25 protein-coding genes and 1 tRNA gene are annotated in these 22,081 nt (G+C 57.9%); 21 read left to right on the top strand and 5 right to left on the bottom strand.

What is annotated here, in order from left to right:
- The first annotated feature begins 79 nt into the window (after nt 1–79).
- Nucleotides 80–922 (top strand): mechanosensitive ion channel family protein, encoded by an 843-nt coding sequence (locus tag F8N96_RS13010; protein ID WP_150798142.1) that lies wholly within the window; start codon nt 80–82, stop codon nt 920–922.
- A 138-nt stretch (nt 923–1,060) separates the two neighbouring features.
- Here the strand turns inward: F8N96_RS13010 and F8N96_RS13005 are convergent, their stop codons facing one another.
- Nucleotides 1,061–2,389: an OprD family porin gene (locus F8N96_RS13005; protein WP_150798141.1), complete on the bottom strand. Its 1,329-nt coding sequence runs from the start codon at nt 2,387–2,389 to the stop codon at nt 1,061–1,063.
- 902 nt (nt 2,390–3,291) lie between these two features.
- Between F8N96_RS13005 and F8N96_RS13000 the strand changes: the two genes are divergently transcribed.
- Nucleotides 3,292–3,726, top strand: a complete 435-nt coding sequence (locus F8N96_RS13000; protein ID WP_150798140.1) for an HIT domain-containing protein — start codon at nt 3,292–3,294, stop codon at nt 3,724–3,726.
- Complete coding sequence (locus F8N96_RS12995) at nt 3,723–3,929, top strand: SlyX family protein (RefSeq protein ID WP_128872293.1); 207 nt, start codon at nt 3,723–3,725, stop codon at nt 3,927–3,929. Before F8N96_RS13000 ends, F8N96_RS12995 begins: the two co-directional genes overlap by 4 nt.
- 76 nt (nt 3,930–4,005) lie before the next feature.
- Here F8N96_RS12995 and F8N96_RS35770 read toward each other — a convergent pair whose 3' ends face one another.
- The gene (locus tag F8N96_RS35770) at nt 4,006–4,608 is read right to left on the bottom strand and encodes a cold-shock protein (RefSeq protein WP_150763672.1); all 603 of its coding nucleotides are present in this window, start codon (nt 4,606–4,608) and stop codon (nt 4,006–4,008) included.
- A 493-nt stretch (nt 4,609–5,101) separates the two neighbouring features.
- On the opposite strand from F8N96_RS35770, the gene F8N96_RS12985 reads away from it, so the two are divergent.
- From F8N96_RS12985 to nadA, 18 genes are all read left to right on the top strand, one after another.
- A complete protein-coding gene (locus tag F8N96_RS12985) occupies nt 5,102–5,440 on the top strand; it encodes a ribbon-helix-helix domain-containing protein (protein ID WP_150763671.1) in 339 nt (112 codons plus the stop codon).
- A gap of 136 nt (nt 5,441–5,576) precedes the next feature.
- The gene (locus F8N96_RS12980) at nt 5,577–5,798 is read left to right on the top strand and encodes an FmdB family zinc ribbon protein (RefSeq protein WP_010457489.1); all 222 of its coding nucleotides are present in this window, start codon (nt 5,577–5,579) and stop codon (nt 5,796–5,798) included.
- Between the two features lie 123 nt (nt 5,799–5,921).
- On the top strand, nt 5,922–7,697 hold the full coding sequence (gene aspS, locus F8N96_RS12975) for an aspartate--tRNA ligase (RefSeq protein ID WP_150798139.1): 1,776 nt from the start codon (nt 5,922–5,924) through the stop codon (nt 7,695–7,697).
- 124 nt (nt 7,698–7,821) lie between these two features.
- Nucleotides 7,822–8,568: a YebC/PmpR family DNA-binding transcriptional regulator gene (locus tag F8N96_RS12970; protein WP_008072427.1), complete on the top strand. Its 747-nt coding sequence runs from the start codon at nt 7,822–7,824 to the stop codon at nt 8,566–8,568.
- A gap of 158 nt (nt 8,569–8,726) precedes the next feature.
- A complete protein-coding gene (gene ruvC, locus F8N96_RS12965) occupies nt 8,727–9,251 on the top strand; it encodes a crossover junction endodeoxyribonuclease RuvC (RefSeq protein WP_128872288.1) in 525 nt (174 codons plus the stop codon).
- Nucleotides 9,252–9,367: 116 nt separating this feature from the next.
- Entirely contained in the window at nt 9,368–9,982 is a 615-nt protein-coding gene (gene ruvA, locus F8N96_RS12960) for a Holliday junction branch migration protein RuvA (RefSeq protein ID WP_150798138.1), read from the top strand.
- On the top strand, nt 9,983–11,044 hold the full coding sequence (gene ruvB, locus F8N96_RS12955) for a Holliday junction branch migration DNA helicase RuvB (protein ID WP_150763668.1): 1,062 nt from the start codon (nt 9,983–9,985) through the stop codon (nt 11,042–11,044). It begins immediately after the preceding gene.
- 127 nt (nt 11,045–11,171) lie between these two features.
- Entirely contained in the window at nt 11,172–11,639 is a 468-nt protein-coding gene (gene ybgC / locus F8N96_RS12950) for a tol-pal system-associated acyl-CoA thioesterase (RefSeq protein WP_150763667.1), read from the top strand.
- Nucleotides 11,629–12,324, top strand: a complete 696-nt coding sequence (gene tolQ / locus F8N96_RS12945; protein WP_052964284.1) for a protein TolQ — start codon at nt 11,629–11,631, stop codon at nt 12,322–12,324. Before ybgC ends, tolQ begins: the two co-directional genes overlap by 11 nt.
- Nucleotides 12,325–12,347: 23 nt before the next feature.
- Nucleotides 12,348–12,800, top strand: a complete 453-nt coding sequence (tolR, locus tag F8N96_RS12940) for a protein TolR (RefSeq protein ID WP_162493657.1) — start codon at nt 12,348–12,350, stop codon at nt 12,798–12,800.
- Nucleotides 12,800–13,921 carry a cell envelope integrity protein TolA gene (gene tolA / locus F8N96_RS12935; protein ID WP_150798137.1) on the top strand — a complete coding sequence of 374 codons (1,122 nt, stop codon included), beginning with the start codon at nt 12,800–12,802 and terminating at the stop codon, nt 13,919–13,921. Before tolR ends, tolA begins: the two co-directional genes overlap by 1 nt.
- Before the next feature lie 47 nt (nt 13,922–13,968).
- Nucleotides 13,969–15,219: a Tol-Pal system beta propeller repeat protein TolB gene (tolB, locus tag F8N96_RS12930; RefSeq protein ID WP_371916822.1), complete on the top strand. Its 1,251-nt coding sequence runs from the start codon at nt 13,969–13,971 to the stop codon at nt 15,217–15,219.
- Between the two features lie 52 nt (nt 15,220–15,271).
- Nucleotides 15,272–15,775, top strand: coding sequence for a peptidoglycan-associated lipoprotein Pal (gene pal / locus F8N96_RS12925; RefSeq protein WP_064679382.1), 504 nt, complete (start codon nt 15,272–15,274; stop codon nt 15,773–15,775).
- 6 nt (nt 15,776–15,781) lie between these two features.
- A complete protein-coding gene (gene ybgF, locus F8N96_RS12920; protein ID WP_150798136.1) occupies nt 15,782–16,618 on the top strand; it encodes a tol-pal system protein YbgF in 837 nt (278 codons plus the stop codon).
- A gap of 166 nt (nt 16,619–16,784) precedes the next feature.
- Nucleotides 16,785–17,432 carry a 7-carboxy-7-deazaguanine synthase QueE gene (queE, locus tag F8N96_RS12915; protein ID WP_150798135.1) on the top strand — a complete coding sequence of 216 codons (648 nt, stop codon included), beginning with the start codon at nt 16,785–16,787 and terminating at the stop codon, nt 17,430–17,432.
- 1 nt (nt 17,433) lies between these two features.
- Nucleotides 17,434–18,126 carry a 7-cyano-7-deazaguanine synthase QueC gene (gene queC, locus F8N96_RS12910; protein ID WP_150798134.1) on the top strand — a complete coding sequence of 231 codons (693 nt, stop codon included), beginning with the start codon at nt 17,434–17,436 and terminating at the stop codon, nt 18,124–18,126.
- A gap of 63 nt (nt 18,127–18,189) precedes the next feature.
- Nucleotides 18,190–18,265: transfer RNA gene (locus F8N96_RS12905), tRNA-Lys, on the top strand.
- Between the two features lie 271 nt (nt 18,266–18,536).
- A complete protein-coding gene (nadA, locus tag F8N96_RS12900; RefSeq protein WP_138968921.1) occupies nt 18,537–19,595 on the top strand; it encodes a quinolinate synthase NadA in 1,059 nt (352 codons plus the stop codon).
- 135 nt (nt 19,596–19,730) lie between these two features.
- Here the strand turns inward: nadA and F8N96_RS12890 are convergent, their stop codons facing one another.
- The 3 genes from F8N96_RS12890 to gcvT all read right to left on the bottom strand — a co-directional run bounded on the left by F8N96_RS12890 (nt 19,731) and on the right by gcvT (nt 22,057).
- The gene (locus F8N96_RS12890) at nt 19,731–20,219 is read right to left on the bottom strand and encodes an RDD family protein (RefSeq protein WP_150798133.1); all 489 of its coding nucleotides are present in this window, start codon (nt 20,217–20,219) and stop codon (nt 19,731–19,733) included.
- Nucleotides 20,220–20,315: 96 nt separating this feature from the next.
- Nucleotides 20,316–20,528 (bottom strand): cold-shock protein, encoded by a 213-nt coding sequence (locus F8N96_RS12885; RefSeq protein ID WP_003175786.1) that lies wholly within the window; start codon nt 20,526–20,528, stop codon nt 20,316–20,318.
- 404 nt (nt 20,529–20,932) lie between these two features.
- Nucleotides 20,933–22,057, bottom strand: a complete 1,125-nt coding sequence (gcvT, locus tag F8N96_RS12880) for a glycine cleavage system aminomethyltransferase GcvT (RefSeq protein WP_150798132.1) — start codon at nt 22,055–22,057, stop codon at nt 20,933–20,935.
- Between the last annotated feature and the right edge of the window lie 24 nt (nt 22,058–22,081).

Below are 22,081 nucleotides of genomic sequence, written 5' to 3'. Positions count from 1 at the left end.
AACGGTAAGCCTATAAAGGCACGTCTTTTCTGCCGCTCATTTTTCGCGTGCCGGGTAGCCGGGAATCAGGAGAAAGAAGATGGATTTGAATGCTGAAGTGGACAATCTGGTCAAGGCATCCCAAGCCTGGATTCCGATGATCATGGAATATGGCAGTCGTGTACTGCTGGCGATCATCACCCTGGCCATCGGCTGGTGGCTGATCAACAAAGTGACGCAAAAGCTCGGCGGGCTATTGGCGCTGCGTAACGCCGACCTGGCGCTGCAAGGCTTCATCAGCAGCCTGGCGAACATTATTCTCAAGGTGTTGCTGATCGTCAGCGTGGCCTCGATGATCGGCGTGGAAACCACTTCGTTCGTCGCCGCCATCGGTGCGGCCGGTCTGGCCATCGGTCTGGCCTTGCAGGGCAGCCTGGCGAACTTCGCCGGTGGCGTGCTGATTCTGTTGTTCCGTCCGTTCCGCATCGGTGACTGGATTGAAGCCCAGGGTGTGGCCGGTACCGTCGACAGCATCCAGATTTTCCATACCGTGCTGCGCACCGGCGATAACAAAACCATCATCGTCCCGAACGGCAATCTGTCCAACGGCATCATCACCAACACTAACCGTCAGCCGACCCGCAAGGTTGTGTTTGATGTGGGCGTGGATTACGAAGCGGACTTGCAGAAGGCCCGTGAAGTACTGCTGGAACTGGCGAAGGACCCGCGTGTATTGGCCGAACCCGCGCCGGAAGCCGTGATTTCCACCTTGGGCGACAGCTCGATCACTGTTTCCCTGCGTGTGTGGGTGAAAACTGCCGATTATTGGAGTGTGATGTTCATGTTCAACGAACAATCCCGCGATCGTCTGAAAACAGCGGGGATCGATATTCCGTTTCCACAGCGGGTGATTCGAGTCGTTCAGGACTCCGCGCCGGCGTAATGAACCATTCAGTTCATGTTTGGCCGTTCGGTCAGGGTGTTCAAAACAACCCGATTCGTTAAGCACAATGTAATAGCAACAAAAAAGGCCCATCCGAAGATGGGCCTTTTTTTATTGCCGCAAACTAACTGCTTTCGATTACAAGATCGACAGCGGGTAGTCGACGATCAGGCGGAACTCGTCGATGCTGCCTTCGCCTTGGTCGGCGTTGGCGCGGTGCCATGCTTGACGAATGCGGAAGGACAGGTCTTTGGCCGGGCCAGTCTGCACTACGTATTTGGCTTCAACGTTGGTTTCGTGGTGCTTGCCATCTTCGCCGTACAGACCCGCGTAGGCGCTGTTGGTCGGAGTGTTGGAACCGTCGATATCCCAGCCTTTAACGTAACGGGTCATGAAGCTCAGGCCCGGAACGCCGTACTCGGCCATTTTCAGGTCATAACGAACTTGTGCAGATTTTTCGTTCGGACCGTTGAAGTCGGAGTACTGGATGGAGTTGGCGAGGAAGATCGAGTCGCCGCCGCGGTTGTTCTTGCCCACGCCGATGTAGTCGAACGGAGTGTCGCCGTTGACTTTCTGGAAGCCGACGGTGAGGGTGTGCGCTTTCAGGAAGGAGTAAGCGGCTGCCAGGGAGAACGTGGTGTTGCTGATGTCGCCCGCTTCAGCGTCACCGGAATCGTCGGTGCGGTAGATGTTACCGTCCAGGTTGATCGACTGATCTTCACCCATTGGGATGGTGTAGTTCAGGTTAGCGTAGTACTGGTCCCAGATGTCTTGCAGCTGGGCGCCGTACAGCGATGCGCTAAGGTTTTCAGTGATGCCGTACTTACCACCGAAATAATCGATATTGTTGGCTTCAACGCCTGCGTAGTTGGCGTACAAGCCACCTTTGCTGGAGTTTTTGTCCTGGCTGCTTGCCGAGTAGAAGTGACCGGCTTCGAGATCAAGGTCTTTGATTTCGCTGCTCTGCAGTTGGAAACCGGTAGCAGTTTGCGGAAGGATACGGGAGCCGCCAACAGCGAACACCGGAGAGGTGCTTGGCTGCATTTCACCGAATTTCAGTTCGGTCTTGGAAATGCGAGCCTTGACTGCGCCACCGGCCTTGCCCTGGCTGTCATTGTTTTCGCCAGCAGCGTTAGTGCTCAGGTTGCCCGAACCGGAGTGCTCGTCGGTACCGTCCAGTTTGATCGCCAGGTAACCGAAGGCGTCAACCCCAAAACCTACGGGGCCTTGGGTGTAACCGGAGCTGAATACACCGTGGAAACCCTGGGTCCAGTCTTTATCGTCGACTGCGCCATCTTTCTTGTTACGGTTGAAATAGTAGTTGCGAAGCAGCAAGTCGAATTTTGCGTCTTCAACAAAACCTTTGGCTTCGGCCTGGTCGCCTACGAAAGGTGCGGCCGTTGCCAATTGAGTACCGGCTGCTGCTGCAACTGCCAGTGCGATCATGCTCCACTTCATCACGCGCATCGTGATTTGCTCCTTTGGTTTTAGAAGAGTACTGCCGTCCCACCTGTTTTATTATCTGGGCGGCTCTTTCTTTTTGTGTCGGCGCAAACTTATATCACGCCGACCATGTTGGCGATACTTGCGGACCTCACCTTTGAGCTTCTTTACGACCCTGTCGCAAATGGCTGGGTAGATGTCGCAAATTTACAGCCCCGACGCAAGTGGATTGACAACTTGAGCGTCGTTTTCCGGGGCTTGAGTATCGGTAAAAAGAGTCCCTGGTGAAACGTTTGAATCTCCATCGGGCAACCCTGCCACTGTTTTTATGTGCCTTTAAGGCTGCCGCTTCCAGCGGACGCTTTAAAGGCAATATGTGTATGAATGCAACAAGCGTGCACAAATCAGCAATCCATCGGGGTTTTTTTCTAAAGGCTTGCCTGTCGCTATAAAAACCTCATGAAACCTGGGGTTCAACCCTGTTTTACAGGTGCTTGACGCCATGGTTTGCATGGTGTTGCGTCACCTTGACCGACGGCGTGACCGCCAAAAACGTTACCGGTTCACCCCTCCAGTGAGTAAACGGCGGATGCCCGCCGCACTGAGCGTAGACGCACTGTGCGGTTTTGGTGCAAAAAATCTTGCTCGCTGTGCTGATTTCACACAGTGCCGCCCTCTGGAAAATTCGAACACCTTGTTGTTAATCAGTCATTTCGGCGTTTTTTGCATTCGATCCGGTTCTGTATTGGTGCGTCTCGATGAAAAATGTCCCAAGCCGGGTCGCTTGTTCATGCTCAGGCTCGCTTTGACGGGTTTCGGGGTGAAGCACGCGTCGATCGCGGGTATGCTGCCGTCCTGTCGCTTGGTGCGCCGTCTCACTGGACGGGCGCTAAGCTGAAAAATGAATGACCAGGCGGGAGTGCGCGATGTTCGCTTTAGATCCACGACTTCAACAAGACACGCTGCCGATCGGGGATTTCCCGCTCTGCCGGTTGCTGTTGTCCAACGATTCGAACTACCCCTGGTTCATCCTGGTGCCACGCCGCGAGGATATCAGCGAGATATTTCAGTTGGATGTCGCAGATCAACACCAGCTGTGGCAGGAGACGACTGCGCTGGCGGAAACGCTCAAGGACTCGTTCGATGCGGACAAATTGAACGTTGCGGCCCTGGGTAACGTCGTCAGTCAGCTGCACATGCATGTGATTGTGCGCAAGCGTGAGGATGCGGCGTGGCCAGCCCCGGTCTGGGGCAAGCACCCGGCGGTGCCTTACGGTGCAGAGCAGGTCGCGGCGATACGGGAACGGCTGCGTCTGGTGTTGACCGATGATTTCACTTTTTTCCGGAGGGTTGAATCATGAGCCTGGAAGCACGCGTTACCGATCTGGAGAGCCAAATGGCGTTTCAGGATGACACCATCCAGGCATTGAATGATGTGCTGGCGGCACAGCAGCGGGCGGTTGAGCGCCTGCAATTGCAAATGGCGGCATTGCTCAAGCGTCAGGAGGAGATGGTCGGCCAATTCGAATCCTTCGAAGAAGAGGCGCCACCGCCGCACTATTGAACCCTCGGGGTTCAATGGGCGCGCAATAAAAAACCGCGAACAGCCAGGCTGTTCGCGGTTTTTTTTCAGCCTTGAATCAGCGTCGCGGCAAAGCGGCGATCACATCTTCGGCTTGCAGGCCCTTGTCACGATTCATGACGGAGAACTCAACGCGCTGGCCTTCGACCAGGACACGATGGCCTTCGCCACGAATGGCCCGGAAATGCACGAAAATATCATCGCCGGAGTCGCGGGAAATAAAGCCGAAGCCCTTGGAGGTGTTGAACCACTTGACGGTGCCCGTATCGCGGTTGCTCATGTCATAGCTTGGCGACGCGGCGGCCGGTGACGATTTGTAGAAGCTGATGGCCAGGTGCAGGAGAACGGCGATCAGGGCAGCGAGCAGGCTGAACAGAACGGCAGGTTGACCGGCGATGACAGGCATCTTCGCGATCAGCGTCAGGGTTTGCAAGACAACAGCCAGGACCAGCAGGGCGCTGACCAGGTTTTGCAACTGATGACGCGTACCTTTGTTCCAGTAGGGAATGACAGGTGCGAGGGTGAGGTTGAGCAGGCCGAAAAAGGCCAGGTACAGCGCATCGGGTTGTTGCAGGTAAGGAACAGCTTCAGGTTGCAGGCTAGGGATGAAGGACAGCAGCAGTGCTGCTGCGCCCATTAGCAGGTGGACGATTTTCAACATTTTGATTAACTCACGTTAAGACGGATCACAAGGAAGAGCTGACGGAGCACGGTTCGCTTCAGAACAATAAGAGGCGTTGGACACGTACCCGCTATCAGCCTATGCGCAGCACCCGCAAAAAAAGAGGCCGACGACACACTGCCTATTTAACAGCAAAGCTGCAGGCTACTCAAATCAAGGAGTCCGGCGGTTCACCGGCATCGCGGATCACCGGGGCATCCAGGGTGTTTCATTTATTATGCGCGGCTGAATCAGTAACAGACTCGAGCACAGATGACGCGCGCCACGTGCCGTTCGCGCTTGAATGATTTGGCATCGGGTTGTGTGGGAAAAGGTTCGGGCCAGAACGGTCTCCATGATCTGTCTTCAGCTGTTGGCTTATCCTACGTTGATGGTCACAAAGTCATCTGGAGATAACTTTGCGCCTGCGTTTTTATAAGAATCGCAACAGGGCTCTTACAAAAACCAGGCATGGCAAAGGAGTGTCAACGGTATGGTTAATGAAGGCAGGCAAAGCGAGGTAAGGGGTGGTCTACCCAGGGATAGTTGGATCGATCCATTTGTCAGTGAATTCGATATGGGGCTGGCCCAGCCATTGTCCCGGTCAGTGCGGTTGAATGGCTTTGCGACCTGTTTGCGGCTTGAACAGGTTTATTGGGATATTTTGGGCGAAATGGCCAAGGTCAATCGTTGCTCGATCAGTGCGCTGCTGTCTCACGTGGACCGTGAAGTGCATTTGCGGCACGGCGGAGTGAAGAATTTCAGCGCACTGATACGGGTTGTCTGTGTGGTGCACAGCCTGAAGGAAGGGAATTGCCCGGCGATGGCCTGACGGTGGCGGTGGAATGGGCTGAGTGTCGATCTGTGCAGTCTTACGGCTGCACAGGCTGCATTTAATGGATATAATCCCGCTCTTTGCCGCAAAACCCAGCGTGTGCGGTAGCAATCTGATCGCCGAGACAACCCCCATGCCGATGTACGACTATCAATGTGCTTCCTGTGGTCATCAGTTGGAAGCCATTCAAAAGATCAGCGCAGCACCGCTGGTCGACTGCCCTGCCTGCCAGGCGCCAGAGCTCAAGAAGATGCTGTCCATGCCGGGCTTCCGCCTCAGCGGCACCGGCTGGTACGAAACCGATTTCAAGACCGGTTCGAAGAAAAACCTGGCCGGCGGCGACAAGGCTGACTAGGGTCAGGAACCTGAGTTGAACGACTACGCGTGAGCTCTTGCAGTATCTGGCACCTTTCACAAGGGCAGGATACGGGCAAGGTCTCCAAACGAATTTCGAATTACGAGAAGTGAAACCACTACCATGATGCGCAGCCATTATTGCGGCCAACTGAACGAAAGCCTGGAAGGCCAGGAAATTACCCTTTGCGGATGGGTTCACCGTCGCCGTGACCACGGTGGGGTGATTTTCCTCGATATCCGTGATCGTGACGGTCTGGCCCAGGTGGTGTTCGATCCGGACCGCGCTGAATCCTTCGCCGCCGCCGATCGCGTGCGCAGCGAATACGTGGTCAAGATCACCGGCAAGGTGCGCCTGCGCCCGGCCGGTGCCACCAACGCCAACATGGCGTCGGGCATGATCGAAGTGCTGGGCTACGAACTTGAAGTGCTGAACGAGTCGGAAACCCCACCGTTCCCGCTCAACGAGTTCTCCGACGTCGGCGAAGAAACCCGCCTGCGTTATCGCTTCCTCGACCTGCGTCGCCCGGAAATGCTCGAGAAGCTGCGTCTGCGTTCGCGCATGACCACCAGTATCCGTCGCTTCCTGGACGAGAACGGCTTCCTCGATGTCGAGACGCCGATTCTGACCCGCGCCACGCCAGAAGGCGCTCGCGACTACCTGGTGCCGAGCCGTACTCACGCAGGTAGCTTCTTCGCCTTGCCGCAATCGCCACAGCTGTTCAAGCAGCTGCTGATGGTCGCCGGCTTCGACCGCTACTACCAGATCGCCAAGTGCTTCCGCGACGAAGACCTGCGTGCCGACCGTCAGCCTGAATTCACCCAGATCGACATCGAGACCAGCTTCCTCGATGAAAAAGAGATCATGGGCATCACCGAACAAATGATCCGCAACCTGTTCAAGGAAGTGCTGGATCTGGAATTCGGCGACTTCCCGCACATGACCTTCGAAGAGGCCATGCGTCGTTACGGTTCCGACAAGCCGGACCTGCGTAACCCGCTGGAACTGGTTGACGTTGCCGATCAACTGAAAGAAGTCGACTTCAAGGTGTTCAGCGGCCCGGCCAACGACCCGAAATGCCGTATTGCCGCCCTGCGCGTTCCAGGTGCTGCGAGCATGCCGCGCAAGCAGATCGACGACTACACCAAGTTCGTCGGCATCTACGGTGCCAAGGGCCTGGCGTACATCAAGGTCAACGAGCGCGCGAAGGGCGTCGAGGGGCTGCAATCGCCTATTGTCAAAAATATCCCTGAAGCCAACCTCAATGTGATCCTCGATCGCGTTGGCGCGGTTGACGGTGACATCGTGTTCTTCGGTGCCGACAAAGCCAAGATCGTCAGCGAGGCCCTGGGCGCGCTGCGGATCAAGGTCGGTAACGACCTGGAACTGCTGACCTGCAAGTGGGCGCCGATGTGGGTCGTCGACTTCCCGATGTTCGAAGAGAACGACGACGGTAGCTTCACTGCCTTGCACCACCCGTTCACCGCGCCGAAGTGCACCCCGGAAGAACTGGAAGCCAACCCGGCGACCGCTCTGTCCCGTGCCTACGACATGGTCCTGAACGGCACCGAGCTGGGTGGCGGTTCGATCCGTATCCACCGCAAGGAAATGCAGCAGACGGTGTTCCGCCTGCTGGGTATCAATGAAGCGGAACAGGAAGAGAAATTCGGCTTCTTGCTCGACGCCCTGAAGTACGGCGCGCCGCCACACGGTGGTTTGGCCTTCGGTCTGGACCGTCTGGTGATGCTGATGACCGGCGCCCAGTCGATCCGTGAAGTGATCGCTTTCCCGAAAACCCAGAGCGCGGCTGACGTCATGACTCAGGCTCCGGGTGCTGTAGATGCCAAGGCATTGCGCGAACTGCACATTCGTTTGCGCGAAACGCCTAAAGCCGAGTAAGGCTGACCTTGCGGGCGCATCTTCGGATGCGCCCTTTCTTTACAGGCAGGTCGAGGTTTTTTGTTTGCCGGCTGGCGCGTCATGGCGTGGCGGGCAATGTTTCAAAGAGAATTCGGAGCGAGTTATGGCGGGTCATTCGAAGTGGGCGAACATCAAGCACCGCAAAGAACGTCAGGATGCCAAGAAGGGCAAGATTTTCACCAAGTGGATTCGTGAACTGACTGTCGCTGCCCGTCAGGGTGGCGGCGATCCGGGTTCCAACCCGCGTTTGCGACTGGCGCTGGACAAGGCCCTTGGCGCGAACATGAGCCGCGACATCATCGATCGTGCGGTGGCGCGCGGTGCCGGTGCGGCCGACACCGACGACATGGTCGAACTGACCTACGAAGGCTACGGCCCAGGTGGCGTGGCGGTGATGGTCGAGTGCATGACCGACAACCGCAACCGCACCGCAGCGGCTGTTCGCCATGCGTTCAGCAAGTGTGGCGGCAACCTCGGTACCGACGGTTCGGTGGCTTACCTGTTCGAGCGCAAGGGCCAGATATCCTTCGCGCCGGGCGTCGATGAAGACGCGCTGATGGAAGCGGCCATGGAGGCCGACGCCGATGACGTGGTCACCCACGAAGACGGGTCCATCGACGTGTTTACCTCGTTCGCCGGTTTCTACTCGGTGCGTAACGCCCTGGAAGCCGCCGGTTTCAAAGGTGATGACGCGGAAATCGTCATGCTGCCGACCACCAGTGCCGAACTGGACCTGGAAGGCGCCGAGAAGGTGCTCAAGCTGATCGACATGCTTGAAGACCTGGATGATGTGCAGAACGTCTATTCCAACGCCGACATCCCGGAGTCGGTGGCCGCACAGCTCGGTTAAAGGCGAGTAGGATTCATTGTGGGAGCGAGCCTGCTCGCGAATGCGGTTTTTCAGGCAGCATCGTTGCTGAATCTGAAATCGCTTTCGTGAGCAGGCTCGCTCCCACATTTGTTATTCGCTGTATTGAATATCGTGCTTTTACCTAACCCGCAGGCGTTATGACTTTAATTCTTGGTATCGACCCCGGTTCGCGCATCACCGGTTATGGCGTGGTATGCGATACTGGCCGTGGCTGCGTATACGTGGCGTCGGGCTGCATCCGCACCGGTTCCGGCGAGTTGCACGAACGCCTGCAAATCGTTTATCGCAGCGTGCGGGAAGTCATCCAGACCTACGGGCCGGTGACCATGGGCATCGAAAAGGTGTTCATGGCGCGCAACGCCGACTCGGCGTTGAAACTCGGCCAGGCCCGCGGTGCAGCGATCGTTGCCGGCGCCGAAGAAAACCTGGAAATCGCCGAATACACCGCCACCCAGGTCAAACAGGCGGTGACCGGCACCGGCGCGGCCAATAAAGAGCAGGTGCAGATGATGGTCATGCACATGCTGAAGTTGACCAGCAAGCCGCAAATCGATGCCTCGGACGCCCTGGCCATTGCCATTTGCCATGCGCACACCCGTTCCAGCCTGTTACCCCATGGCCTGGGCGCCGCACGCAGTCGTGGCGGGCGCCTGCGTCTCTGATAGCATCAGCAATCATTTTTTGTGGAGCGGGGGTTTTGCGCCTGGGTTGTCGGCGCAAACCCCTCGTTCTGTCAGTCGCCAGTTACTGAGCTGGCCAACGCTCAAGGATCTGAAACGTGATTGGACGCTTGCGCGGCACATTGGCTGAGAAACAGCCGCCGCACCTGATTCTGGATGTAAATGGTCTGGGGTATGAGCTGGAAGTGCCCATGACCACGCTGTATCGCTTGCCGTCGGTCGGTGAACCGCTGACCTTGCACACCCATTTAGTCGTACGCGAAGACGCGCAGTTACTCTATGGCTTCTTCGGCAAGCGTGAGCGAGACTTTTTTCGCGAGTTGATCCGTCTCAATGGAGTAGGTCCGAAACTGGCCCTGGCCTTGATGTCGAGCCTGGAAGTCGACGAGCTGGTGCGTTGCGTGCAGTTCCAGGACACCTCGGCCCTGACCAAGGTGCCGGGCGTGGGCAAGAAGACCGCCGAGCGTTTGCTGGTGGAACTCAAGGACCGCTTCAAGGCCTGGGAAACTGTACCGGCGATGTTCGCCCTGGTGCCAAACCAGCCGGGCGGGCCCGAGGCGGCTCCGGTCGCCACCGCCGAAAACGACGCGGTCAGCGCGCTGATTTCCCTGGGCTACAAACCGCAGGAAGCCAGCAAGGCGATTTCCGCGATCAAGGAGAAGGGTTTGAGCAGTGAAGACCTGATTCGTCGTGCCCTGAAGGGAATGATTTAAGTGATTGAAGCTGATCGTCTGATCGCCGCCACGGGTGCTCCCCGTGACCGCGAGGAAGTCCAGGACCGGGCCATTCGCCCTGTCAGCCTGGCCGAATACATTGGCCAGCCGACCGTTCGCGAGCAAATGGAACTGTTCATCCAGGCTGCCCGCGGGCGCAACGAATCCCTGGACCATACGCTGATCTTTGGCCCGCCGGGTCTGGGTAAGACCACCCTGGCCAACATCATCGCCCAGGAAATGGGGGTCTCGATCAAAAGCACCTCGGGCCCCGTGCTCGAGCGCCCGGGTGACCTGGCTGCGCTATTGACCAACCTTGAGCCTCACGACGTGCTGTTCATCGACGAGATCCATCGGCTCTCGCCGATCGTCGAAGAAGTGCTGTACCCGGCGATGGAGGATTTCCAGCTCGACATCATGATCGGCGAAGGGCCGGCTGCGCGCTCGATCAAGCTCGATCTGCCGCCGTTCACCCTGGTGGGTGCGACCACGCGGGCCGGCATGCTGACCAATCCGTTGCGCGACCGTTTCGGTATCGTCCAGCGCCTCGAGTTCTATAGCACCGCCGACCTGGCAACGATTGTCGGCCGTTCGGCGAACATCCTCGGCTTGCCGCTGGACCCGGAAGGTGCGTTCGAAATCGCTCGCCGTGCCCGCGGCACCCCGCGGATCGCCAACCGCCTGCTGCGTCGGGTGCGGGACTTTGCCGAGGTTCGCGCCAAGGGCCACATCACCAAACCGATCGCCGACCTGGCCTTGAACCTGCTGGATGTCGATGAGCGTGGCTTCGATCACCAGGACCGACGTCTGTTGTTGACCATGATCGAGAAGTTCGACGGTGGCCCGGTGGGGGTCGACAGTCTCGCTGCGGCCATCAGCGAAGAGCGCCACACCATCGAAGACGTGCTGGAACCGTACCTGATCCAGCAGGGCTACATCATGCGCACACCGCGGGGGCGGGTGGTAACACGGCATGCGTATCTGCATTTCGGTTTAAACATTCCGTCACGATTGGGCGAGATGCCCGTGGTAGACGAGTTCCTCGATGCCGTGGACGATTAATTAACTTTTGCGCGTTGAATTTTCGGGCATTGTGCTGTCCTAGGACCGTACTTTCGCGAGAAAGCCGCAGAACAATGAAAAACAGTTGCCTGGCCGGATTGGCAACCTGAGGAGTAAGCACTAGAGTATGCGCGCGCAAAACGGGCTTGAGCCTTTCGCATTTCGTTGTCGCGTTTATTACGAGGACACCGATGCGGGCGGCATCGTGTATTACGTCAATTACCTCAAGTTTATGGAACGGGCTCGAACCGAGCGGCTCCGGGAGCTGGGCTTTGCCCAGTCGGCGCTGGCAGGTGAGGACCTGTTGTTTGTCGTGCATTCCAGCGAAGCGCGTTACCACGCGCCGGCGCGACTGGACGACGAACTGCTGGTAAGCGCCGAGGTAATCGAATTGAACCGTGCCAGCCTGCGCTTCAAGCAGCAGGTCAGGCGGGCTACGGATAACGTGCTGCTCTGCGAAGGGCAGTTTCTGGTGGCCTGTGTGCGCACTGACAGTTTAAAACCCCGGGCCATTCCCGAAGCTCTACGTACGGCCTTTGCCGACGTGAGCGGCGCGGGTACACACTCAAAGCAGGAGATAAAGCGTGGAAGCTAACGTCGTCGACCATTCCTCCATGTGGAGCCTGGTCAGCAATGCCAGTATCGTGGTGCAACTGGTAATGCTGATCCTGGTAGCCGCATCGGTGACCTCATGGATCATGATCTTTCAGCGCAGCAACTTGCTGCGCGCCGGTCGACGTGCCCTGGAGAGCTTCGAGGAGCGTTTCTGGTCGGGCATCGACTTGTCCAAACTCTACCGCCAGGCGGGCAGCAACCCTGACCCGGATTCGGGCGTCGAGCAGATCTTCCGCGCCGGCTTCAAGGAATTCTCCCGTCTGCGCCAACAGGCTGGCGTTGATCCGGAAGCGGTCATGGAAGGCGTGGCCCGCGCCATGCGCGTTGCCATTTCCCGTGAAGAAGAAAAGCTCGAGCAGAGCCTGCCGTTCCTCGCCACCGTCGGTTCCGTCAGCCCGTACATCGGTCTGTTCGGTACGGTCTGGGGCATCATGAACTCCTTCCGTGGCCTGGCAACTGCCCAGCAAGCAACCCTGGCCACTGTGGCTCCGGGCATTGCCGAAGCACTGATCGCCACCGCGATCGGCCTGTTCGCCGCGATCCCGGCCGTTATCGCTTACAACCGTTTTGCTGCCCGCAGCGAAACCCTGCTGGGCCGTTACTACACCTTCGCCGATGAATTCCAGGCGATCCTGCACCGCAAAGTGCACACCAGCGAAGAATAAGCAGGTAATTTCCAATGGCTTTAATCGCTCGAGCTCGCAAAAAGCGCAAGCCGGTCGCCGAGATGAACGTGGTGCCTTACATCGACGTGATGCTGGTACTGCTGGTCATCTTCATGGTGACCGCGCCGATGCTTAATCAGGGCGTGAAAGTTGATCTGCCCAAGGTTTCCAGCGAAGCCTTGCCGCAAGACAACAACACCCAGGTCCTGACCATTTCGATCAAGGCTGACAAGACCTATTACTGGAACCTTGGCAGCGAAGTCGACACCGAAAAGCAGCAGGACAAGGCCATGACCTTGCCGCAGATGACCAGCGCGGTGACCAAGATCATCAGCGCCGGCAACAGTAACGGCAAGCGAACCCAGGTGTTCATTCGTGGCGACAAGACCGTCGATTACGGTGCCGTCATGGGGGCCATGGGCGGGCTGCAGAAAGCCGGGGTCGGTAATGTTGGCTTGATTACCGAGGCACCCTGATGCAGCAAATGCGAGAGCCGTCCGCCTCGGAAAGCTATTTCTGGCCTAGTGTCTGGGCGCTGGTCTTGCACGTGCTGGTTTTTGGCATGCTGTTCGTCAGTTTCGCCTTCACGCCGGAACTGCCGCCGGCCAAGCCGATTGTCCAGGCGACCCTGTACCAGCTGAAATCGAAAAGTCAGGCGACTACCCAGACCAATCAGAAGATTGCGGGTGAGGCGAAGAAATCCGCCGCGCGCCAGACCGAAGTCGAACAGATGGAACAGAAGAAGATCGAACAGGAAGCGATCAAGGCCGCGGAACAAAAGAAGGAAGACGCCGCTCAAAAAGCCGAAGAATCCAAGAAGGCCGACGAGACGAAGAAAGCGGAAGAGTCGAAAAAGGCTGATGAAGCCAAAAAGGCCGATGAAGCCAAGAAAGCCGATGAAGCGAAGAAGACCGCCGAAGCCAAAAAGGCCGAAGAGAAACAATTGGCTGATATAGCCAAGAAGAAGTCTGAAGAAGAAGCCAAGAAAGCAGCTGAAGAAGAGGCCAAGAAAGCGGCCGCTGAAGAAGCCAAGAAAGCGGCTGCTGAAGAAGCGAAGAAAAAGATCGTCGAAGACGCGAAGAAGAAAGCCGCGGAAGACGCCAAGAAAAAGTCTGAAGCTGAAGAGGCGAAGAAGAAAGTCGCCGAAGACGCGAAGAAGAAAGCTGCTGCCGATGCTGCGAAGAAGAAATCGCAGGAAGCGGCACGTAAATCCGCCGAAGACAAAAAGGCCCAGGCCCTGGCAGATTTGCTTTCCGACACGCCGCAGCGTCAGCAGGCCTTGGCGGATGAGCAGGGTGACGAAGTCGCCGGCAGTTTCGATGACCTGATTCGTGCTCGCGCAGCAGAAGGCTGGGCTCGTCCACCTTCGGCACGCAAAGGCATGACGGTCGTGTTGCAAATCGGCATGTTGCCGGACGGTACCTTGGCTACGGTCAGCGTGGCCAGGTCCAGCGGCGATGGTCCGTTCGACGCTTCGGCGGTAGCAGCGGTCAAGAATATTGGACGTTTGACAGAAATGCAGGGAATGAAACCGAGCGATTTCGCTCCCTATCGTTCATTCAAGATGACATTCACACCTGAGGATCTAGCCTTGTGAGAAACCTTCTTCGAGGAATGCTTGTCGTTATCTGCTGCCTGGCAGGTATGGCGACAGCAGATGAAAAAAACATTCTGGTCACCAGCGGCAGCGATCGGGCCACTCCGATCGCCGTCGTTCCATTCGGCAACCAGGGCGGCAGCGTGCTGCCGGACGACATGGCCGAAATCATCGGTAACGACCTGCGTAACTCGGGTTACTACTCGCCGATTCCAAAGCAGAACATGATCAGCCAGCCGAGCCAGGCCAGCGAAATCATCTTCCGTGACTTCAAGGCGCTGGGCGCCCAGTACGTCATGGTCGGCAGCGTTGCACCGGCGGGCGGTCGCCTGCAGGTTCAATACGCACTGTTCAACGTCGCCACCGAGCAGCAAGTGCTGACCGGCAGCGTCTCGGGCAGCGTCGATCAGCTGCGCGACATGTCGCACTACATTGCCGACCAGTCGTTCGAAAAACTCACCGGTATCAAGGGTGCGTTCTCGACGCGTCTGCTGTACGTGACCGCCGAACGCTTCTCCGAGAAGAACACGCGCTACACGCTGCAGCGTTCGGACTATGACGGTGCGCGCGCCGTGACCCTGCTGCAATCGCGCGAGCCGATCCTGTCGCCGCGTTTCGCACCGGATGGCAAGCGCATCGCCTATGTCTCGTTCGAACAGAAGCGTCCGCGCATTTTCATGCAGAACATCGACACCGGTCGCCGTGAGCAGATCACCAATTTCGAAGGCCTGAATGGCGCACCAGCCTGGTCGCCGGATGGCAATCGCCTGGCGTTCGTGCTGTCCAAGGACGGTAACCCGGACATCTACGTGATGAACCTGGGGTCGCGCCAGATCACCCGTGTCACCAACGGTCCCGGCATCAACACCGAACCGTTCTGGGGCAAGGATGGTTCGACCATCTACTTCACCTCCGACCGTGGCGGCAAGCCACAGATCTACAAGACCAGCGCTGGTGGCGGTGGTGCGGAGCGTGTGACTTTCATCGGTAACTACAACGCCAACCCTAAACTGTCGGCTGACGAAAAGACCCTGGTCATGATCCATCGCCAAGAAGGTTTCACCAATTTCAAGGTGGCGGCCCAGGATTTGCAACGTGGCAGTGTAAAGATACTCACTGATAGCACTCTGGACGAGTCGCCTACTGTCGCGCCCAACGGCACCATGGTAATCTACGCCACCCGCCAGCAGGGCCGGGGAGTCTTGATGCTCGTGTCCATTAATGGGCGCGTGAGGCTCCCGCTTCCTACCGCACAAGGCGAAGTCAGAGAACCGTCCTGGTCCCCTTACCTGAACTGACGCGGCGCTACACGTTGTACTTAACACATTGGGGTTCATTAGGAGTTTCACGATGGAAATGCTGAAGTTTGGTAAGTTTGCTGCTCTGGCTCTGGCTTTGTCCGTAGCCGTTGGTTGCTCGTCCAAAGGCGGCGACAATGCCGGTGAAGGCGCAGTGGCTGTTGATCCAAACGCTGGTTATGGCGCCAACACCGGTGCCGTTGATGGTTCCCTGAGCGAAGAAGCTGCTCTGCGCGCCATCACCACTTTCTACTTCGAATACGACAGTTCGGACCTGAAGCCAGAAGCCATGCGCGCTCTGGACGTTCACGCCAAAGACCTGAAAGCAAACGGCGCTCGCGTTGTTCTGGAAGGCAACACCGACGAACGTGGTACTCGTGAGTACAACATGGCACTGGGCGAGCGTCGTGCGAAAGCCGTTCAGCGTTACCTGGTACTGCAAGGCGTTTCCCCAGCTCAGCTGGAACTGGTTTCCTACGGCGAAGAGCGTCCAGTTGCTACCGGCAACGACGAGCAGTCCTGGGCTCAAAACCGTCGCGTCGAACTGCGTAAGTAATTCGCCATGCGAACGTGCCGTCGTGCTGTAACTGTTTTGGCTCTCAGCCTCGCGCCCCTTGCGGTGTGGGCTGCGGTTCCTGTGGTCGAGGACAACTCCGGCTATAACAATAGCGGGAGCAGTTATCCGCCTGCAGGTTACGGTACGAACGGCGCCTATGCCGGGGGAGGGGTTTCGGCCCCTGTCTCGGCACAGGGCGAGCTGTTCAACCAACTGCAATCGATGCAGGAGCAGATCTCGCGCCAACAAGGCATCATCGAAGTTCTGCAAAATGATGTAGCGCGCATGAAGCAAGAAAGCCTGGAGCGATATCAGGATCTTGATCGGCGCATAGGATCCGGCGTTGCACCAGCCGCGACTCCTGATAATTCTTCCCCCGGTGGCGATTTGAACGCCCCCGGTGCGGCAGCCGGCGCAGGTGCGGGAGCGGCTGCTCAAGCGCCAGCCGCGGGCAGCGAACCGGCGGATCCGGCGAAGGAAAAACTGTACTACGATGCAGCCTTCGACCTGATCAAGGCCAAGGATTTCGACAAGGCCAGCCAGGCTTTCGCCGCATTCCTGCGCAAATACCCGAACAGCCAATACGCGGGCAACGCCCAGTACTGGTTGGGCGAAGTGAACCTGGCCAAAGGTGATCTGCAAGGCGCAGGCCAGGCATTTGCCAAGGTTTCGCAGTTGTACCCCAAGCACAACAAAGTGCCTGATTCGCTGTACAAGCTCGCTGATGTAGAACGTCGCCTTGGTCATCCCGACAAGGTCAAAGGCATTCTGCAACAGGTTGTGTCCCAATATCCGGGCACTTCCGCCGCTCAGCTGGCCCAGCGCGACCTGCAGAAAATGTAAGGCTGCTTGACCTGTTTCGAAGAAACCCGCGCTTGTCGCGGGTTTTTTCGTTAGAATTCACGCCCTTTTTATGAAACACGCTTTTGGGGATCTGCGCGTTGGCGGGGTTCCTTGAAGTGCCTGACGGAGGCGGACAGCCTGTTTAGCTGTCATGCCCGTGGCGACTATGCAAGACACATTGAGAATCACCGAAGTTTTTTACTCGTTGCAGGGTGAAACGCGGACCGCCGGGCTGCCCACTGTTTTTGTGCGGCTGACCGGTTGTCCATTGCGTTGCCAATACTGCGACAGCGCCTACGCGTTCACGGGCGGCACCGTTCGCCCGCTCGATGACATCCTCGAGCAAGTGGCCGGTTATCGTCCACGTTATGTGTGTGTCACCGGTGGCGAACCGTTGGCACAGCCCAATGCCATCCCCTTGCTCAAGCAGTTGTGTGACGCCGGTTACGAGGTGTCGCTGGAAACCAGCGGCGCCCTGGATATCTCGGCAGTCGATCCACGGGTCAGTCGCGTCGTCGATCTGAAAACCCCGGGTTCGAAAGAGGCACACCGCAACCGTTACGAGAATATCGAACTGCTCACACGCAACGATCAGGTGAAGTTTGTCATCTGCTCGCGGGAAGACTATGACTGGGCCGTGTCCAAGCTGATTCAGTACGGTCTGGATCAGCGCGCCGGCGAAGTGCTGTTCTCGCCAAGCCATCATGACCTGAACGCCAGGGACCTGGCGGACTGGGTGGTGGCGGACAACCTGCCAGTGCGCCTGCAATTGCAGCTGCATAAATATCTTTGGAATGACGAGCCGGGGCGCTGAAATGACTGAGCAACTGAACACTACGGAAAAACGTGCGGTCATCCTGCTGTCCGGCGGCCTGGACTCGGCTACTGTCGTGGCAATGGCTCGTGCTGAAGGTTATAGCTGCTACACCATGAGCTTCGACTACGGTCAGCGGTCCAATGCCGAACTGTACGCCGCCGAACGTGTCGCTCGCGACCTGGGTGTGGTCGAACACAAGGTGATCGGCCTGAACCTGAACGGTATTGGCGGTTCTGCGCTGACCGACAGCAGCATCGACGTGCCGGAAGTGGCGGGCGAGGGCATCCCGGTAACGTACGTGCCGGCGCGCAACACGGTGTTTCTATCCTTGGCGCTAGGCTGGGCCGAAGTGCTGGGCGCGCGTGACATCTTTATCGGTGTGAACGCCGTGGATTACTCCGGCTACCCGGACTGTCGCCCCGAGTTCATCGAGTCCTTCGAGCGCATGGCCAATCTGGCGACCAAGGCCGGTGTAGAAGGAAACGGTTTCCGTATCCAGGCGCCCCTGCAGAACCTGAGCAAGGCACAGATCGTCCAGGCTGGCGTGAAGCTGGGCGTCGACTACGGCCTGACCGTTTCCTGCTATCAGGCCGACGATAACGGCCGTGCATGCGGTAAATGCGACAGCTGCCGCCTGCGTGCAGAAGGCTTCGCGGCAGCCGGAATCAGTGACCCAACACCTTATTTTTGATTTATTTCAAATTAGGTGTTGAATAGTCCTTAAAAATCAGTATTATACGCGCCACCACACAGCGGGTCGTTAGCTCAGTTGGTAGAGCAGTTGGCTTTTAACCAATTGGTCGTAGGTTCGAATCCCACACGACCCACCATTTTTGTAGCAGTTTTAAAAGTCTGGAAGGCCCACGCAAGTGAGGATTTCCGGATTTTTTTTTGCCCGCGATTTGAGTTCGGCTCGGGCCGGGCTGCACCGTGTAACACATATCAGAATCATCTTTTGCATCCACGGGATATTCTGTAGCCTTGCGCAGCTTCTACGTTGTCCATGCCTGATGACACTCACTCTCCCGGCGGTACCCTGAAGGGTCCGGAGCCGGGTGTATACTCGACTTTCGCGCGAAAGCGCCTGCAGGTCTTGCGAACATGACGCAGATTTCCGAACGCCTTTTGGTTCAAGCCCACCTCGACGCCAAGCAGCCCAAGCCGCTGACGGCCGAGGAAGAGGCCTACTATCGCACTGCCATTGCTGCCGAGCTCAAGGCTCAGGACGCGGTGCTGGTTGCGCATTTCTATTGCGATCCGGTGATTCAGGCCCTGGCCGAAGAAACCGGTGGTTGCGTCTCCGACTCGCTGGAGATGGCCCGCTTCGGCAATGCTCATCCCGCCAAGACTGTGGTGGTCGCTGGTGTGAAGTTCATGGGCGAGACGGCCAAGATCCTCAATCCTGAAAAACGCGTGCTGATGCCGACCCTGGAAGCCACCTGCTCCCTGGACCTGGGTTGCCCGGTGGACGAGTTCTCGGCGTTCTGCGATCAGCATCCGGAACGCACGGTGGTGGTGTATGCCAACACCTCGGCGGCGGTCAAGGCGCGGGCGGACTGGGTGGTGACGTCCAGCTGCGCGCTGGAGATCGTCGAAAGCCTGATGGATAACGGCGAAACCATCATCTGGGGCCCCGACAAGCATCTGGGCACCTACATCCAGCGCCAGACCGGTGCGGACATGTTGCTATGGGACGGTGCCTGCATCGTTCACGAAGAGTTCAAGTCCAAGCAGCTCGAAGACATGAAGGCGCTGTACCCGGATGCCGCGATCCTGGTGCATCCGGAATCGCCGACGGCGGTGATCGAACTGGCGGATGCCGTGGGCTCCACCAGTCAACTGATCGCGGCGGCGCAAAGCCTGCCGAACAAGACCCTCATTGTCGCCACCGACCGCGGCATCTTCTACAAGATGCAGCAGCTGTGCCCGGACAAGGTCTTCATCGAAGCGCCAACGGCCGGTAACGGCGCAGCGTGCCGCAGTTGCGCACATTGCCCGTGGATGGCGATGAACACCCTTGAGCGCACGCTGAAGAGCTTGAAGGAGGGGACGAACGAGATCTTTGTCGATCCGGCGTTGATTCCCCAGGCGATTCGGCCGCTGAAGCGGATGCTCGACTTTACCCAGGCTGCGCGGATGAAGTTGGCCGGTAACGCCTGAGGTCTATCAGGCAAGTTGCAAAACCTGTGGGAGCGGGCTTGCTCGCGAAGAGGATGTATCAGTCGACATTGATGTTGTCTGACACGCCCCATTCGCGAGCAAGCCCGCTCCCACAGTGGTTTTCGTCTGGCTGAATTATTTTGCCTTCTTCGGGATGCGCACCAGCTGGGTGTCGGAATACATGTCATGCCAGCTGCGCTTGCGCTTGTCGAACAGCGACCAGAAGAACCCCAGCCCGACGCATAGCAAGGATGCAATCGACACCACAAAGCGCAACAGCGCCTGCCACAGGCTGATCGAGGTGCCGTCGGCGTTCTGCACGCGGATGCCCCAGACCTGCATGCCCAGGGTCTGGCCGGACCAGGTCCAGAACTTGGCGAAGAAGCCGAACAGCACGAACAGCAGCACCGTCGACAGCAATGGGTCGGTGTCCAGCGCGCCGGCTTCGGTCAGGGCGCGCATTCTGTCTTCGCCGATGATCGACATCTGAATGATCTTGTAAACGCCGCTGGTGACGATGAGCAGCGCGGTACACAGCAGGAAATCATAGAACATCGCTGCCAGGCGACGCCCCAGGCCAGCGGCGGGAAACTCGCCCTGGGGTTTGAGCAGGTGTTTCGACATGGCAGGGCTCTCGGTGAAAAAAGAAGCCATTTTACGGATTTACGCGCACAAAAAAGCCCCTGATGTCAGCATCAGGGGCTTTTTCGTAACAGAAGATTAGGCTTCTGCCTGTACCTCGTCAGCCTGCATGCCTTTCTGGCCTTGCACAGCAACGAAAGTCACTTTCTGGCCTTCTTTCAGGCTCTTGAAGCCGTTGCCCTGGATGGCGCGGAAATGCACGAACAGATCCGGACCGCTTTCAGGAGTGATAAAACCAAAACCTTTCTCGTCGTTAAACCACTTGACGGTACCGCTCTGACGTTGGGACATTTCTTATTTCCTTTGACGCAAAAAATTAATGACAGTCTCCTTCTCATGAAAGAGTACTGGGGCTGGTTGCAGGAGAGTAAGAAGACGTCGAACGGGATGTAGCTAACTTGTAGGCTACTGCCCAGGTCACGATTCCAAGCGACCCATGCAAACACAGTGAACAAACTCTACGCCAACTACGGGAGAAAAAACAAGCCCTGTGAAGGGCCCGGATTTGCTAGCGTCGACCCGCATGGGGCGTAACTAGTGCTGGCTTATGCGTTAGAGGTGTTCAGTTGTTTTCAATCGTTATAAGCAAGGTTCATAAACGAAGCTTAGAGCAGTGCAGCTGCACTGTTTTATGGCGGTTGCGTTACACATTAGTGCACTATTAACGCAACCGCGTTACTTATAGAAACAGTCAATCAGCCGCGGTAGTAGCGTTGTGGAACAAATGGCATTTTGCTTACAAGCAAAGGCACCTTTTTCCCACGCACAATCGCCCATACCGGGGTATCGAGAGCGGTATAAGCATGGTCGAGGTAACCCATGGCCAGCGGGCCACCCAGGGTCGGACCGAAACCGCCGCTGCACACGGTACCAATAATGTCGCCTGCCTCGTTGACGATCTCTGCGCCTTCGCGCACTGGCGTACGTTCCTGCGGCAGCAGACCCACGCGCTTGCGGCTGACACCGGCTTGCTGGTGGGCGAATACATTTTCAGCGCCAGGGAAACCACCGGCCCGCGCACCGTCGGCACGGCGAGGCTTGGAGATCGCCCACAGCAGGCTCGCCTCGATCGGGGAGGTCTCGGTGTTCATGTCGTGGCCGTAGAGGCACAGGCCGGCTTCCAGGCGCAGGGAATCGCGGGCGCCAAGGCCGATGGCCGCCACTTCGGGTTCGGCCAGCAGGGCACGAGCCAGGGCTTCGGCGCTGGCGGCCGGCACGGAAATTTCGAACCCGTCTTCACCGGTGTAGCCCGAACGGCTGACAAAGCAGTCCGCGCCCAGCAGTTGCACGGGGGCAAACTGCATGAAGGTCATCTTCGCAACGGTAGGCGCCAGGCGTGCGAGCACGGTGACGGCAGCCGGGCCTTGCAGCGCGAGCAGGGCACGCTCTTCGAACAGTGGCTCGATCGTGCACTGGTCGCCGATCTGCTGTTGCAGATGCGCCAGGTCCTGATCCTTGCAGGCCGCGTTGACCACCAGGAACAGTTCGTCGTCACCCAGGTTGGCGACCATCAGGTCGTCGAGAATGCCCCCGGTCTCGTTGGTGAACATGGCGTAACGCTGCATGCCCACCGGCAGGTCGATGATGTCCACCGGTACCAGGGTTTCCAAAGCCTTGGCGGCATTGGCGCCGGTCAGGCGGATCTGGCCCATGTGCGAGACATCGAACAGCCCGGCCTGCTCACGGGTGTGCTGGTGTTCTTTCATCACGCCCAGCGGATACTGCACCGGCATGTCATAGCCGGCGAACGGCACCATGCGCGCGCCGAGTTCGATGTGCAGGGCGTGCAGCGGGGTTTTCAGCAATGGTTCGGTGGACATATTCAGCTCCTGAAAAAGTGTGCG

Source organism: Pseudomonas fluorescens, from assembly GCF_902497855.1.
Classification (GTDB): domain Bacteria; phylum Pseudomonadota; class Gammaproteobacteria; order Pseudomonadales; family Pseudomonadaceae; genus Aquipseudomonas; species Aquipseudomonas fluorescens_BI.
Note: the sequence above shows the minus strand (reverse complement) of the source record. Positions and strands in the feature narration are given on the sequence as shown.